The organism is Bacillus sp. AFS031507, assembly GCF_002584635.1.
In the GTDB taxonomy this organism is placed as follows: domain Bacteria; phylum Bacillota; class Bacilli; order Bacillales; family Cytobacillaceae; genus Neobacillus.
Window position 1 is genome coordinate 235,988 of record NZ_NUOW01000002.1, and the last position, 15,122, is coordinate 251,109.

Genomic DNA, 15,122 nt, shown 5'->3' on the forward strand with positions numbered 1-15,122 from the left:
AAGTGTACTTCGCTAAACGGGCGATTCCGCTTTTCTAGGCATTTCTTGTTTTAAAAAGTAAGTAAATAAAATACGGTGCTCCGATGCCTGCGGTAAACACACCGGCTGGGACTTCTAACGGTGAAAACATCGTTCTGCCAATTAAATCAGCGATCATGACAAGAATCCCGCCAATCAAGGCGCTCGCTGGAAGCAATGCTCCAAACGATGAACCCACTAACCTTCTCGCCATATGCGGTGCCATTAAGCCGACAAAACCGATGCCCCCGGCAAAAGCAACGGAACCTCCAATCAAGGCGGTGCTGATCATTAATAAGAGAAACCGTTGTTTTTGCACCTTGCCGCCTAATCCAGTTGCAACCTCATCACCGAGTTCTTGGAGATTAATCGTCCGTGCCACTGCCAAAGCAATAATCACGAAGACAACCGTCCACGGGACAAGAATTGCAACATTACTCCAATTGGAACCGTACACGGTTCCGGTAATCCATATATTAGCTTGGCTCGCCTGATAAATCGGGCCCATTACCATGGTTAAAGTGGTAATCGCTTGCATTAGCGTCGAGATCCCAATTCCAATCAACACAAGCCTGATCGGTGAAACACCATTTTTCCAAGCAAGGGAATACACTAAAAATCCTATCACTGTTGCACCTATAAAAGCTGCTAATGGCAGCCAGGCGATACTTACCGTTAATGAATGATTTTTATCACTAAAAATCGCTAAAAAACTTACAACGGCAGCCGCTGCTCCACCTGTAATCCCTAAAACATCTGGGGAAGCTAGCGGATTTCGGATCATTCCTTGTAAAATACCGCCTGCAATCGCTAGTGAAATACCAACCATTAAGGCGACAATAATTCTTGGGAGGCGAAAAGATGTAATAATAAGCTTTTCCATCTCAGGTCCGCCGCCGAATAACACTTTTATAACTGTAAAAGGATTAATCTTCATTTCACCGCTTCCCGTGCTAACCACAAAAACAAAGAATGCAACGACGAGAAGGATGGAAAAAGTTAATGATGCTTTTCGATCAACTAAAAAGGACATTTTGCCATTAAAAAGGCGGAAATTTTTATATTTACTCATCGTCCATTGAACCCCCTTCTTGCGATGTAAATGAAGAATGGAGTTCCAATGATGGCTGTCATGACACCAACAGGTACCTCAGACGGCATGAAAATGTATCTTGCGGCGATATCTGCCGCGATTAATAGGATCGCTCCTAATACGCCTGAAAATGGGATGACCCAACGATGATCAATCCCAACAATCGATCTAGTAATGTGTGGGACCACAATACCCACAAAACCAATTGGACCTGCGACAGCTACAGAACCGCCCGCTAGTAAAATAACAATTATGCCTATGGCGATTTTGATAAGTCCTGTGTTTAAACCAAGCCCCTTGGCAACATCTTCCCCCATGGACAGGATATTCATTTTACCAGCAATTAACACGGCACCAATCCAGCCGATCCCAATATAAGGTAAAACTGAGACAAGCGTCTCTAATTTTCGACCCTGGACAGAGCCTGCCAGCCAAAACAATACCTGATCAAGCATGACCTCATCCAATACTAGTAATCCTTGAGTAAAGGAGGAAAACATCGCTGACATCGCAGCCCCTGCTAATGTTAGTTTCATTGGCGTTAAACCTTCACGGCCAAATGAACCAATGGCGTAAACACTTATCGCTGCAACGGCAGCTCCTAAGAAAGCAAGAACGCTAAACGCATTTAAACTATTTACAGAAAACACAGTCATCGCTACGACAACTGCAAATCCTCCACCTGCATTAATCCCAAATATTCCAGGTGATGCAAGCGGATTCTTTGTTAAGGTTTGCATGAGGACACCGGCAATTGCCAGGCTAGCCCCGACGGCTGAGGCGATTAACGCTCTAGGCAGCCTGACGGTTTGAATAATGATATGTTCATTGGATCCGTTATTTTTAGTAAAGGCATCTACTGCTGTTTGCCAGCTGGTATCGGTATAACCATAAATGACACTGGCACACATAAATAACACCATTCCCAAGACGGCAATTATTAATCCAATCCATTTTGATGAAGTACTTTTTAAGAGCATATCTATGGAAACCTTTCTAACTTCTTACTAGAATTAATTAATTTAAGTCTATCTCCAATTGATAATCATTGTCAATGACTTTGAAAATCATTTTCAATTATATCGTGTTCTGTTCACAAAAATGTAAATACTTTTGATAATCATTTTCAATTAAACCGTTGACATATCGGTACTACTCAATTTATGATTAAGTTGTCATTGAAAATGATTATCATTAACAATTAGCTAAGGAGGATACATAAACAATGAATGCAATCAAGACAATACTTACTCTTTTTTCAGTAATGACCATTTTCTTATTAGCTGCTTGCGGCGGCGGTAATGAGGCAAAAACTGGTGAAAAGAAAAATGAAGCAAAAACTACTACAGAAAAATCTTATACGGTTGAGCATGCGATGGGATCAACCACAATTAAAGGTACGCCTAAAAAAGTCGTTATTCTCACAAATGAAGGAACAGAAGCTCTTCTGGCCTTAGGTGTAAAACCTGTAGGGGCTGTACAATCTTGGCTTGGAGATCCATGGTATGATCATATTAAAAAGGATATGGATGGCGTAGAGGTTGTTGGAGTTGAGGGTGAAGTAAACGTGGAGAAAATTGCCTCGTTAAAACCTGATTTGATTATTGGAAACAAGCTGCGTCAAGAAAAAGTGTATGACCAACTAAGTGCAATTGCTCCTACAGTTTTTTCCGAAACACTTAGAGGCGATTGGCAAGAAAACTTTAAATTATATGCAAAAGCTTTGAACCTTGAAGAAAAAGGGAACAAAGTCTTAGGTGATTTTGATCAACATGTAGCAGATTTAAAAGGAAAACTCGGCGATAAAGTAAATCAACAGGTTTCTGTTGTTCGTTTTATGGCTGGTAAATCTCGTATTTATTACACTGATTCTTTTTCTGGTGTTATTTTTGATAAATTAGGCTTCAAACGTGCTGCCCAGCAGGAAGCACTTTTCACTCCGGATAATAAGCTTGGTTTACTCGCTGTAGAGGTAGGCAAAGAAGTCATTCCTAAAATGGATGGAGACCTGCTTTTCTACTTCACCTATGCGCCACCAGGTGATAAAGCAGCCTTAGATACTGCAAAAGAATGGACAAACGATCCACTTTGGAAAAATTTAAATGCTGTGAAGAGTGGAAATGTTCATGAGGTAAGTGACGCAACTTGGAATACTGCGGGCGGTGTTCTGGCTGCAAATATTATGCTCGATGACCTTGAGAAAATCTTACTAAAGAAATAAGCAATTTTTATAAAAAAACCTCCCATTATATATATGAAAAGAGCGAGACTTGCCATGGCCTCACTCTTTTTGTTTACTTTGAATATTTTTTCTGCTGATTTGTACGGGGATTTTGCCGACCTAGCCTAGATACCTTAATTTATGTGGTATAGCTCTCCTATCCTGGCGGGATTCCGCTAACTATTCTGGTTATTCCACCAAACTTATCCGGGATTCCGCGAACTACTCAATTTATTCCGCCAAGCCAGAATAGACACCCCATAAAATGCGGTATAGTTCTCTTATCCTGGCGGGATTCTGCTAACTTTTCTGGTTATTCCGCCAAACTTATCCGGATTTCCGCGAACTTCTCAATTTATTCCGCCAAACTAAACCGCAATTCCGCCGACTCCCTGATTTATTCCGCCAAACACCAATTTCAAGCACAAAAAAAGAGCGAACCCACTTCGCTCTTTTTTCTATATTAAGCTGTTGTCGAAAACATGTACTTTTTATAATGGTAGCGAATCGAAAAAATTAAGCCGAGCCCGAACATGTTCCCCATTAAGGCGCTGCCGCCATAACTGATAAACGGTAGAGGAATCCCTGTAATCGGTAGAACGCCAATCGTCATCCCAATATTTTGGAAGACGTGGAAGGTGATCATGCTGATGACCCCTACGCAAATATACGTATAAAAATTATTTTTTGTTTCCATTCCTACCTTGGTAATATGATAAACCAACAAGAAAAACAAACTAATTAACACACTTGCCCCAATAAAGCCATATTCCTCGCCAACGACACTAAAAATAAAATCCGTTTGACTTTCAGGCAAATAAACTTCACGGTTTCCCAATCCTTTACCGCCCGTTTGACCTGATCCGATCGCAAGTAATGATTTTGTCAACTGATAGGCGTCCGATCCTTGGTAACTATAAGGATCTAGCCAAGAATAAATCCGACGAAGCTGATATTGGCCCACCCCAAGGTACTTTTCCAAAACTTCTGGATGCCATAATACAAAGTAAAAAATCGTTCCAATTAACGCCATACCTACTGCAAACAATGGTGTGAGCAGCTTCCACGAAATCCCCGAAATAAAGACCATTCCTAATAATATCGCTAAGAATACAAGCGATGTCCCTAAGTCCTGCTTGATAATAAGTGCTAAAGGGACCATGGTTACAATGCCAAGCTTAACTAAAAGCCAAAAATCCGTTTGCATGGTTTTTATTTGAGTTTTGAGGTGATGATCTTCAATCACGCGCGCAAGAGCCAATATAATGAAGATTTTAACAAACTCAGATGGTTGGAGGGTACCAATGCCAGGAACCTTAAACCAGTTTTTCGCCCCATTGATAACTGGTGCGATGCTTTCCGGGGCAACAATTAAAAATCCAAGCATAAGTATTCCAAACCCATAAGCATACCAGGTTAGCTTTCGGAGTTGATCTGAATCGAGGGTCATAACCCCAGTGATAATCCCTCCACCAACCGCGTACCAAACAATTTGCTTGATTAAAAAATTCTCCTTGTATTGTCCGCTCGCCTGCGCACTAAAAATTGCTAAACAGCTCGCTAAAAACAGTAATATCAATATAAAAACAAGATTGTAATCAAGTTTTGAAGTTTTGTCGTTATTTGAAGTCATATCAGTTCCACCTTACTATGAAATGCTGCATTCCTTCATTATATTTTTATTATCAGCAAATCACAACTTCTAAACTGTGAATGGTTTAATTTACATAAATTAGAAAGCGGAAGCGCCCATAGTTTTTTCTTCTTATTTATTAAAGTAGATCCGCTGCAATTCCATAGCCATCCATTCCAGATTACTTGGAACCTGTGGAATGCCGTATCCAATAAAAAGCGGGGTGGTCACAAAGCGCGAAACAACCTTTGCATAGATTTTATTTTCAATATGATGAAAAAACAAGTTATAGCTCGTTGCTTTGAATGGAAAATGGTTCAAAATATAATGAACAGCCGTTTGCAGGTAATCCGAAAACTTTTCCTGGTAACTCGAATCATCCATTTCAATATTGAATTCATAAAATCCAACACGGGGCTTTGTCGACAGCGTAAACCGGGCTTCCGCTGTTTCATCAATTACAATCCCTTCAAACATTTCATGGGTTACCTTCTCTTTATAATCAATATCATCCAAGCCAATGATTTGCATATGAGGATGGGAGAGAGTACCTCCTGACAAAGGTCCATGGTTTTTGAAGAAGATCACAGATTGATAGCGGCCAGTTTCCTCCATAGCTAACCAATGCTTGATTCCAAATCTCATCAATTTATGTAAATGCTCTTTTGGGTAGGTCGATAATTCACCATGACAATCATCCGTTTCAATTAGCACCGTTTGATAGGTATTTTCTAAAACAGGATATTTATTTTTCAAAAGAATAATCGGTTCGTCCACAGCGATGAGGTTCGTTAGTTGATCTCTTTCGCAAAATGGACAGGCCTGGTCTTTGTTTCGAATATTTTCGGGCTTCATAACACCGATCGACGTATTAAAATGAAGATGTGAATTTTCCAAATGCGTTTCTCCTCTCGAACGAGTATATTTCTATTTTATGGGAGGATGCCATCCAATTGCACTTATTTTGTTTAGACATTAGATATTTTCATTGCCTAATTGGAAACGGAATCCTAAAATAGAATAGGATTTCATTAAATAGGTAATTTTAGCATATCTTTTAAATGTACAGGCTTAACATTTCTTTAGAATGTGAGGGTAACTATGTTAACAAAATTAGAAGCACTAATTCTGGGGATTATCCAAGGTTTAACCGAATTCTTGCCGATCAGCAGTACTGGCCATCTTTATTTAGGAAGAAATTTATTCGGCTTACAGGAAGCCGGACTCTTGCTCGATACGATGCTTCATGTCGGCACATTGCTGGCTGTTTTTGTTTTTTATAAGGATGAATTTATTAAAATTATCAAAAACCCGTTTAGTAAGTTAACCTTTTTGTTGATTGTTGGTACCATCCCAGCGGTAATCTTTGGACTTGCGTTTAAAGATTATATTGATGAAATTTCGAAAACTGGGGTTACGATTGGCTGGGAGTTTTTAATTACGGGGATCTTCCTGTGGATCGCTGATTCAGCAAAAAATGGCTACAAGAAAATGGATGAGATTAGCTATAAAGATGCCCTCATTATCGGTACCTTTCAGGCCGTTGCGATTATGCCTGCGATTTCACGATCAGGAATGACGATCGTTGCCGCTCTTTGGCGAAAATTAGATCGTGAAACAGCCGCCTATTTTTCCTTCTTATTGTCCACACCAGCCATTGCTGGCGCGATTGTCCTGCAAACGAAGGATTTACTCAGCGGTCAAGGTGAAGAAATCTCTTTGTCGGCATTGCTCGTTGGTATTGTCGCTTCTGCTGTCTTCGGTTATGTTGCCGTTAAGTGGATGATTGGCTATTTGAAAAATCATTCATTAAAACCATTTGCAATTTATGTTTGGGCATTAGGAGTACTTGTGTTAGTTTTCCAATTTATAGGTAAATTTTAGTAAGTTAAGGTTCAGAAAAATAGTTTCGCAAACAAAAGTGGGTTTTCCGCAAATAGGATGAGAACTCATGCGATATTTATAAAAAGCAACGAAAAAGCGACTCGACAGCACTCGAGTCGCTCTTTTTTATAATGAAACAGGCAATTTCGCCATTTCTTTAGCTGCCTTTGCTGCTTGTTCCTTCGCTTTTGCCATAATTTCAGGAATCATCTTTGGATTATGATCCATTCCCTCGGCAAATACCGTTTCCATTAATTCAAAGCCAAGGAATTCAAGGGCTTTACTCAAATAACGGTCACCCATTTCAAAATCAACCATTCTTCCGATGGAATAAATGCCTCCGCGTGTTTGAATGTGAATTGCCTTTCTTCCGGTAAGAAGTCCCTCTGCACCGTGTTCAGAGTAAGTAAATGTTTTCCCCGCAATAAATAAGCAATCCATGAAGGATTTTAAAATTGCGGGTGCACCAAGGTTCCATATCGGTGTAACAAACACATAGTAATCCGCATCAATAAAACGGTCTGCCAGCGCATGCATTTTTTCTAGTTTCGTCCGCTCTCCTTCAGTAAGCTGATCTTTTGTATAGCCCATAAATGATAGTTTTGCACGTGCATAAAGTAAATCCATATCAATCTCAGGGATATCCATACTATATAAGTGCATATGCTCAATTTCCACATCAGGCTGTTCCTTTTTGAACTCTTCTAAAAATACTTCCCCAATTTGCATTCCTTTTGAAAGTTTACTATCATTTTTTGGATTTGCTGTTATATATAGAAGCTTAGACATTTAGATCCGTCCCCTTTTTCGCAAATTTAATATCCTCTTCTTATAGTACAATATTTGTCTATTCTCACGATTGAACAATGAGTGAAGTTTGTGAAAATCTTGTGAAAACTTGATTGTTTTTTGAACAACTCATGACAATCCTAAACGAAACTTAACGAAACTTAACGAAACTTAACGAAACTTAACAAAACTTAACAAAACTTAACAAAAGTCACTTTTATTATGCTATTCTTTTTATAAAATAAAAACTGGAAAAAGGAGGGTGACATATGGGTGAGAAGGCTTATACACCCGATGAAGTGGCCCAAATCTTTCAAATCTCAAAGCATACGGTTTATGAGTTAATTAAAAGAGGTGATCTGCAGGCATTTAAGATTGGGAACAAAATGAGAATTGAACAAGCTGAGCTGGAAAGATTTAAAGAGAACACAAAGGCTCCCGCCAAAAAAAGTCTATCTGAACCAACAGAGACTCCATGTAATCCGTCCCAATCCATTCGATTATCAGGCAGTCACGACTTTCTGGTCGAACATTTCGCGAAACAAGCAGCTACAGCATTATACTTGCAAATCCAGCCCTCATACATAGGCAGTCTTGAAGGGTTAATGATGCTATACCGGGGCCAATGTGATATTGCTGCTATTCATTTACTCGATCCAAACTCACAAGAATATAATCTGCCATTCATTCATCAACTTTTTGTATACGAATCAATTTTAGTGCTTAGATTAGCGGCAAGACAACAAGGCTTTATTGTCGCAAAAGGTAATCCGAAAAATATTCATGATTTTCCTGACCTGACGAGAAATGATGTTCAATTTGTTAATCGCCAGAAAGGGGCAGGAACACGATTTTTACTTGACTCAAAGCTTTCCAGCTATGGAATCGATCCTAGTAAAATTAGCGGGTATAGCAAGGAGGAGTGGAATCATTTATCTGCTGCCTCGCACATTAGCAGGGGCATGGCTGATGTCACCTTCGGAATTCAGTCGGCGGCAAGCCATTTAGGATTGGACTTCCTCCCTGTAGCGAAAGAACATTTTGACCTTGTATTCCGCTTTACCTCTGAAAATAAACAAAGTTTAACAGACCTAATTCAGTATTTACAATCTGCTAGTTTCAAAGAAAGTTTAACGGAATTGGAAGGATATAATATATCAGAATTAGGAAAAATCACCTATCAAACTAGTCAAACGGAGGAAACAAAAACATGTTAAAAAATCGTTATCTTGGATTCTTATTGGCGATGCTGCTATTAATTTTAGCCGCGTGCGGAAATTCTGACACAAAAGATTCAGCAGAAAAAGTAAAAAAGACTGAACCTAAAGCAGCACCAACTGAAATGATCCTTGCCACAACAACAAGCACACAGGACAGCGGCTTACTAGATGTCCTGATCCCAATGTTTGAAAAAGAAAACAATGTAAAAGTAAAAACCATTGCAGTTGGTACAGGGCAGGCATTAGAAATGGGAACAAAAGGGGAAGCAGATGTCCTTCTTGTTCATGCTCCAGCAGCTGAAAAGGCAGTTGTTGATGCCGGCGATGCCATAAACTACAAACGCGTAATGTATAATGACTTTATCCTCGTAGGACCAAAGGAAAATCCAGCAGGTGTCAGCGGTGACGACATTAACGCAGCTTTCAAAAAATTGTCTGATTCGAAAGCTACTTTCGTTTCACGAGGTGACGATTCTGGCACACACAAAAAAGAACTTGGTATCTGGGCGGCGGCAAGCATTAAGCCAGCTGGGGAATGGTACGTTTCAACTGGACAAGGCATGGGGCAAACCTTACAAGTAGCCGCAGAGAAAAAAGGCTACGTCTTAACTGACCGCGCTACATGGCTGGCACAAGAGAAAAATTTGGATACCCTTCAAATCGTCGTTGAAGGCGGCAAAGATTTAATGAACATTTACCACGTGATGCAAGTAAATCCTGAAAAACATGACAAAATTAATAGCAAAGATGCTGAAAAATTTGTAGAATTTATGGTAGATGCGAAAACACAAGATGTGATTGAAGATTTCGGTAAGAAAGAATACGGTCAATCATTATTTATTAAGTATACAGAATAGTAGATGAAGGCCCTTTTTTAAGGGTCCTTCTGTTTATAAAGCTATAGAAAATCCTGGAGGCACTTTAAATGGAACTACTCATTGATGGACTAAAAAAAGCGATAGAGATGCTCCTTTCTGGTGATCAGGAAGTATTTGCGATTACCTGGCTCACTCTTAAAGTTTGTCTAATTTCCATCCTGATTAGTACCTTGATAGGATTGCCGCTTGGCATTTTTCTTGGATTAACTAGATTTAAAGGCCGTAAACTTCTATTATTATTCATCAATATTGGTTTGGGGCTGCCTCCTGTTGTTGCCGGACTTTGGATTACGATGCTTTTATGGCGCTCGGGACCGCTGGGGGACCTCACCCTGCTTTATTCACCAACAGCGATTGTGCTGGCACAAATATTAGTGAGTTTGCCGATTGTCACCAGTCTAACCTGCACAGCATTTCAGCAAATTAGTGAAAAAATGCTTCTGCAAATTAAAGCACTTGGAGCAACGAAACTACAGACCTTATGGATTCTCATTAAACAATTAAAAATTGCTATATTGGCGGCAATCATGGCTGGCTTTGGCCGGGTCATCGCTGAGGTTGGTGCTGCGATGATGGTCGGCGGGAATATCCAAGGCGACACGCGCATTTTAACGACGACGATTGTGATGGAAGTTTCAAAGGGGAACTTTGATATTGCCTTAGCGCTATCGTTCATATTATTATCGGTTGCCCTGTTGATTACGGCAGCGTTAACATTTTTACAGCAAAGGAGGCGAATATCATGAACCCCTTAATTGAGCTGCAGAACTTTACCTATAAAGCCCATAATAGAATCATTCTTGATATTCCTGAATTTCAGATTCAGACTGGGGAATTTCTCGGTATCATGGGACCAAATGGTGCGGGGAAAAGTACGCTGCTAAAGGTGCTGGCGTTTCTTGAGCAACAAAATAGTGGTGAAATCCTTTACCGAGGACAGGCCATTCCTAATGGAAATGCACCGCTTGAGCTGAGAAGGAAATTCTCTATTGCTCTTCAGCAGTCCTTACTGTTAGATGGAACTGTTTTTCATAACATTGCGATAGGTCTAACCTTACGAAAAGTCTCCAAATCGGTAATCAAGGAAAAAGTGGGGCACTGGATGGAGTTATTTGGGATCAGTCATTTGGCGAAAAAAAATGCGCTTTATTTATCCGGCGGCGAGGCACAACGGGTAAACTTAGCGCGGGCGATGATTGTTGAACCAGAGATTCTGTTTTTAGATGAACCTTTTTCCGCCTTAGATTTTCCAACAAAAATAAGGTTAATGGAAGATTTCAAACAAATTATTGAAAATGCCAAAACAACGGCTGTCTTTGTCAGCCATGATCTGATGGAGGTCAATTATCTCACGAAACAGCTTGCAATCATTGTAAATGGTGAAGTGAAACAAGTAGGACTAACCCCACGCGTCCTAGAACATCCGAATTCCTCCACTGCATCCTTCCTAAATGAGTGGAAAAAGTTTTACCTTCTTGCACGTTAATTGACAGTTCCGGTTTGGAGCTGTTTTTTTCTTCACTTGGATTAAAAAACAGAAGGCCGCTGCGTATTACAGAGGCCTTCTGTTTTATTATTTAGGGTTAGTCTTCCTGCGGGAACCACAAAGTAACGCTTGTTCCCTTATTTAACTTGCTTTTTACTTTTATGACGCCTCTATGCGCATCCATCAAGGCTTTTACAATCGAGAGTCCAATTCCAACTCCTCCGGTTTTGCGGTCTCGTGATTTGTCCCCGCGATAGAAGCGTTCGAATATATGCGGAATATCTTCCTCAGCCATTCCTGATCCCTCATCTTGAATCTTGAAGCCGACATAGCCAGACATATCCGTTTGGACAGAAATGGTGACGTTTTTTCCTTCTGGCGTATACTTTAGGGCATTATTGAGAATGTTTGATAGGATTTGCATCAAGCGATCCCTGTCTGCTTCAAACATTTCGTCCTGAATAGGTTCTTCAATATGGAGATGGACACCCTTCTCTGTAAACAACGGCAGAAACATCTCAAATAACGCTGCCAGCACACTTCCTGCATCCAATTCCATTTTTTCCAGTCGAATCTGCGGATTTTCAGCAGCAAGAAGCTTTTCTAGTTCATTGACTAGCCTAACCAACCGCATTAGCTCTTCATGGGTTGTCTGCAACCGTTGTGGAGTCGGCTCCCAAATGCCATCCTGAAATGCTTCAATTTGACTTCTCAATGTGGCAAGCGGTGTGCGAAGCTCATGAGCCAAATCACCCGTAAAATGCTTTCTTAAGTTTTCTTCCTTTGCCAACGACACCGCAAGATTATTAAACGAAATCGCAATGTCCTTTACCTCGGTAGGCAAGCCCGATAATGGAATCCGAATATCAAGATTATGATTCTGCAGCTCATTTGCCGCAAACGATAGTTTCTGTAATCCTGAAGTGAGTTTTTTTGAAAAAAGCATACTAAAGATAATCGCCAGCACGATCGTCAAACAAACGGCTGCATAAATGTACAATTGAATCGTTTGGATAAATGTATACTCATCATCGATTAAACCTTTCGGATAGATGGCGACAAGTTTCCCAATGATATTATCATCTACCCTTAGTGTATAGGTTTTGGAATGCCATTCTTCACCATTTGGAGCAGGTTCAGCTAACCCGAAGCTATTCAACATGCCACGGATGTTCGAGGAATCCATTTGCAATTGCCCCAGCCGATCATACAATTGGAAGTAAAGCTGCTCGGTCATCGCATGTTCGTGCAAGAGCCCAAACACGGGGTCACTGGTGAAATGACCATTTTTTTTATAATCCTTTTCAATTTCCGTGATAATCCGATCAATCTTTTTTTCCCGATTGTGATCTAAATAGCTGCTGAAACTCTCTTCAAATCCATACTGGATAAAAAAGCTCACAATGATGATGGCGATCATGGAGATGAGTATTAAATAAAAGAGAATTTTAGACCGGAGCGTTTGCAGCATCTAATACGCCTCCAAATTTGTAACCCATCCCGAATACCGTCACGATAAAATCTGGCTGCCGTGAATCCATCTCAATTTTTTTACGAAGATTTTTGATATGGGTATCCACACTGCGTTCATAGCCCTCATAATACATACCTTCATCCTGAATCTTTTCAAGCAAATCCATCCGGCTGTAAACCCGGCCCGGATTCACCGCCATATTGGTTAACAGCTTATATTCAATCGGTGTTAGGGTAATATAGTCTCCGTTTACGGTTACTTCCTTTTTTATTAAGTCAATGACAAGACTTTTTCCATTGAATTCAAGTCGTTCTACTTTCTCCGACTTTTTCACACGCCTTAAAATAGCTTGCACGCGAACAACGACTTCCCGCGGGCTAAACGGTTTGGTTAAATAATCATCCGCCCCCATCACGATTCCGTTGATGCGGTCATCTTCAGCCGATTTGGCGGTCAGCATCAGGATTGGCACGTCCGATTCTTTTCGGACCAGCCGGCAAACTTCTTCACCAGATATATCGGGCAGCATTAAGTCTAATATGATTAAATCAGGGTTTAGTGTTTTTACTTTTTTCAAGGCATCTATTCCATTATCGGCACTATGAATTTCATAGCCTTCTCTTACTAAATAGGCTTCAAGAACCTCTATGATTCTACGTTCATCATCTACTAATAATATCTTCATTTTTACCACTCCCCACATAATAACTATATCATTTCAAGTCTGTGATGTTTGTAACTTCACAAATTCACCACAAGTTCTTCATAACATCTTCAATCTTTCTCGGTAAGATGTGAGTGTAGTTAGGAATGAGGGAATAACTAAAAGGACTCCCAAGTGTTTGTTATCACCTCATTGATGCAGTAGTTGGTTCAAACCCATCTTACTCATCCCAAATTTAACCTCTCTTTTTTATATAGTTCGGACGTCCCAATCGGTGGGGCGTCCATTTTTTTTAATAAATTTGCTACAAAATAAGGCGCTAGTACAGCAAACTCTATAGTATGCTTAGGGAGTGAGGTGCTTGGACATATGAATAAAATATCAGTTAAAATAGGCGTTCTATTTTTTATTGCAATCTTTATACTAGAAGGCATTTCGATGTTTTTTTTGCATAATAATATCATTCATTCCCGGGTGCATGAAGAGTTATCTTCTCTCCAGACACGAGGGAATAATCACCGTGAGATCCTCGAGGCTTCATTTCATGATGAAACCATTCGGCACATTGCCATAATGGAGGCACAGACCGATACACAGGTGATTCTGACAAAACCAGATGGAACGATTTATATGTCGTCCAATAAGGTTGCAGATGAAATGAAAAAAATCATGAATATTAAGCCAAAAAGTGTGCCACACGAGGGTTTGATTTTAGAAGACGACTGGAAAAACGAAGCTTATATCGCTTCCATTAGCCCAGTAATTGTTGATAATAAAATCAACGGTTATGTCTATATGTTTCAAAATACAAAAAAAATCAAAGATTTAATTTCCGGACTTAACCAGCATTTCCTGATTGCTGGCCTGCTTTCCCTCTTGTTTATGATTATTATCATTATCTTTTTGACCAGGTTTGTCACTCACCCGCTTATTCAAATGAGTGAAGTAACAAAACGGATCAGCAAGGGTGATTTCTCCGTCTCCCTGCCAAACGTTGGTAAAGACGAAATCGGAGAGCTCGGGGAATCCATTAAGGTGTTAGCAAGTGATTTAGAAATTCTAAAAAATGAACGGAATGAGTTCCTCGCAAGCATCTCGCACGAACTCCGTACTCCACTGACTTATATTAAGGGCTATGCAGACATTGCCCGCCGACAAGGAACGAACAATGAGGACAGAGATAAATATTTAGGAATTATTTTTGAAGAGACTGGCAAGCTATCGAAACTAGTGAAGGAATTATTTAATCTCGCAAAAATGGATGAAAATACTTTTTCAATAGAAAAAGAAGAGGTTCATCTATTATCTTATTTTCAAACAATCATTGAAAAAGTTTCACCGGCTTTCTTGAAGTACCAGATCGAAATCGTTCTCGAATGCACGGATCATCTTTATGCAAAAATTGACCCGATGCGCTTTGAACAAGTGATCCTCAATCTGCTTGATAATGCACGGAAATATTCGGAGCCGAAAACTAAAATAGACGTCGTCGTTAAAAGAATCGACGGAGCGATTCACATGATTGTTCAGGATGAAGGGAAGGGTATCCCCGAAGAAGATTTACCGCGAATATTCGAGCGATTTTATCGTGTCGATAAATCACGAACGCGTGCTCTCGGCGGTACCGGGCTCGGACTCTCAATTGTCAAACAATTAGTGGAGGCCCACGGCGGAACCATTGAAGTTTCAAGCAGCCACAATCTAGGAACGACCTTTGAAATCATATTATAAAAAATCCTTATCGCCATCGATAAGGATTTTT

The 15,122-nt window shown here is 40.1% G+C and carries 14 protein-coding genes; 7 read left to right on the forward strand and 7 right to left on the reverse strand.

From position 1 onward, the window contains the following. Positions 1–34 precede the first annotated feature (34 nt). The gene (locus COE25_RS03085) at positions 35–1,090 is read right to left on the reverse strand and encodes a FecCD family ABC transporter permease (protein ID WP_098930882.1); all 1,056 of its coding nucleotides are present in this window, start codon (positions 1,088–1,090) and stop codon (positions 35–37) included. Continuing rightward, positions 1,087–2,091, reverse strand: coding sequence for a FecCD family ABC transporter permease (locus COE25_RS03090; RefSeq protein ID WP_098930884.1), 1,005 nt, complete (start codon positions 2,089–2,091; stop codon positions 1,087–1,089). The genes COE25_RS03085 and COE25_RS03090 overlap by 4 nt, the downstream gene beginning before the upstream one ends. 245 nt (positions 2,092–2,336) lie before the next feature. On the opposite strand from COE25_RS03090, the gene COE25_RS03095 reads away from it, so the two are divergent. Further along, positions 2,337–3,332: an ABC transporter substrate-binding protein gene (locus COE25_RS03095; protein WP_098930886.1), complete on the forward strand. Its 996-nt coding sequence runs from the start codon at positions 2,337–2,339 to the stop codon at positions 3,330–3,332. Between the two features lie 463 nt (positions 3,333–3,795). On the opposite strand, the gene COE25_RS03100 is transcribed toward COE25_RS03095, so the two are convergent. Both COE25_RS03100 and COE25_RS03105 read right to left on the reverse strand, forming a co-directional pair. Next, positions 3,796–4,965 (reverse strand): FtsW/RodA/SpoVE family cell cycle protein, encoded by a 1,170-nt coding sequence (locus tag COE25_RS03100; protein WP_088089520.1) that lies wholly within the window; start codon positions 4,963–4,965, stop codon positions 3,796–3,798. A gap of 132 nt (positions 4,966–5,097) precedes the next feature. Then, positions 5,098–5,862 (reverse strand): DUF4931 domain-containing protein, encoded by a 765-nt coding sequence (locus tag COE25_RS03105; protein ID WP_088089521.1) that lies wholly within the window; start codon positions 5,860–5,862, stop codon positions 5,098–5,100. A 204-nt stretch (positions 5,863–6,066) separates the two neighbouring features. Between COE25_RS03105 and COE25_RS03110 the strand changes: the two genes are divergently transcribed. Continuing rightward, the gene (locus tag COE25_RS03110) at positions 6,067–6,849 is read left to right on the forward strand and encodes an undecaprenyl-diphosphate phosphatase (RefSeq protein ID WP_098930888.1); all 783 of its coding nucleotides are present in this window, start codon (positions 6,067–6,069) and stop codon (positions 6,847–6,849) included. Between the two features lie 126 nt (positions 6,850–6,975). On the opposite strand, the gene COE25_RS03115 is transcribed toward COE25_RS03110, so the two are convergent. Next, a complete protein-coding gene (locus tag COE25_RS03115) occupies positions 6,976–7,638 on the reverse strand; it encodes an FMN-dependent NADH-azoreductase (protein WP_098930890.1) in 663 nt (220 codons plus the stop codon). Between the two features lie 269 nt (positions 7,639–7,907). Here COE25_RS03115 and COE25_RS03120 point away from each other — a divergent pair, with 269 nt between their 5' ends. The 4 genes from COE25_RS03120 (at position 7,908) to COE25_RS03135 (ending at position 11,222) form a co-directional block, all read left to right on the forward strand. Next, a complete protein-coding gene (locus tag COE25_RS03120) occupies positions 7,908–8,855 on the forward strand; it encodes a substrate-binding domain-containing protein (protein ID WP_098930892.1) in 948 nt (315 codons plus the stop codon). Further along, the gene (locus tag COE25_RS03125; protein ID WP_098930894.1) at positions 8,849–9,715 is read left to right on the forward strand and encodes an ABC transporter substrate-binding protein; all 867 of its coding nucleotides are present in this window, start codon (positions 8,849–8,851) and stop codon (positions 9,713–9,715) included. The genes COE25_RS03120 and COE25_RS03125 overlap by 7 nt, the downstream gene beginning before the upstream one ends. A gap of 68 nt (positions 9,716–9,783) precedes the next feature. Continuing rightward, positions 9,784–10,482: an ABC transporter permease gene (locus tag COE25_RS03130; protein ID WP_088089525.1), complete on the forward strand. Its 699-nt coding sequence runs from the start codon at positions 9,784–9,786 to the stop codon at positions 10,480–10,482. After that, positions 10,479–11,222 carry an ABC transporter ATP-binding protein gene (locus COE25_RS03135; protein ID WP_098930896.1) on the forward strand — a complete coding sequence of 248 codons (744 nt, stop codon included), beginning with the start codon at positions 10,479–10,481 and terminating at the stop codon, positions 11,220–11,222. Before COE25_RS03130 ends, COE25_RS03135 begins: the two co-directional genes overlap by 4 nt. Before the next feature lie 97 nt (positions 11,223–11,319). On the opposite strand, the gene COE25_RS03140 is transcribed toward COE25_RS03135, so the two are convergent. Continuing rightward, positions 11,320–12,693: a HAMP domain-containing sensor histidine kinase gene (locus COE25_RS03140; protein ID WP_098930898.1), complete on the reverse strand. Its 1,374-nt coding sequence runs from the start codon at positions 12,691–12,693 to the stop codon at positions 11,320–11,322. After that, a complete protein-coding gene (locus COE25_RS03145; protein WP_098930900.1) occupies positions 12,671–13,381 on the reverse strand; it encodes a response regulator transcription factor in 711 nt (236 codons plus the stop codon). The genes COE25_RS03140 and COE25_RS03145 overlap by 23 nt, the downstream gene beginning before the upstream one ends. 348 nt (positions 13,382–13,729) lie before the next feature. Between COE25_RS03145 and COE25_RS03150 the strand changes: the two genes are divergently transcribed. Next, a complete protein-coding gene (locus tag COE25_RS03150; protein WP_088089529.1) occupies positions 13,730–15,091 on the forward strand; it encodes a HAMP domain-containing sensor histidine kinase in 1,362 nt (453 codons plus the stop codon). The last annotated feature ends 31 nt before the right edge of the window (positions 15,092–15,122 follow it).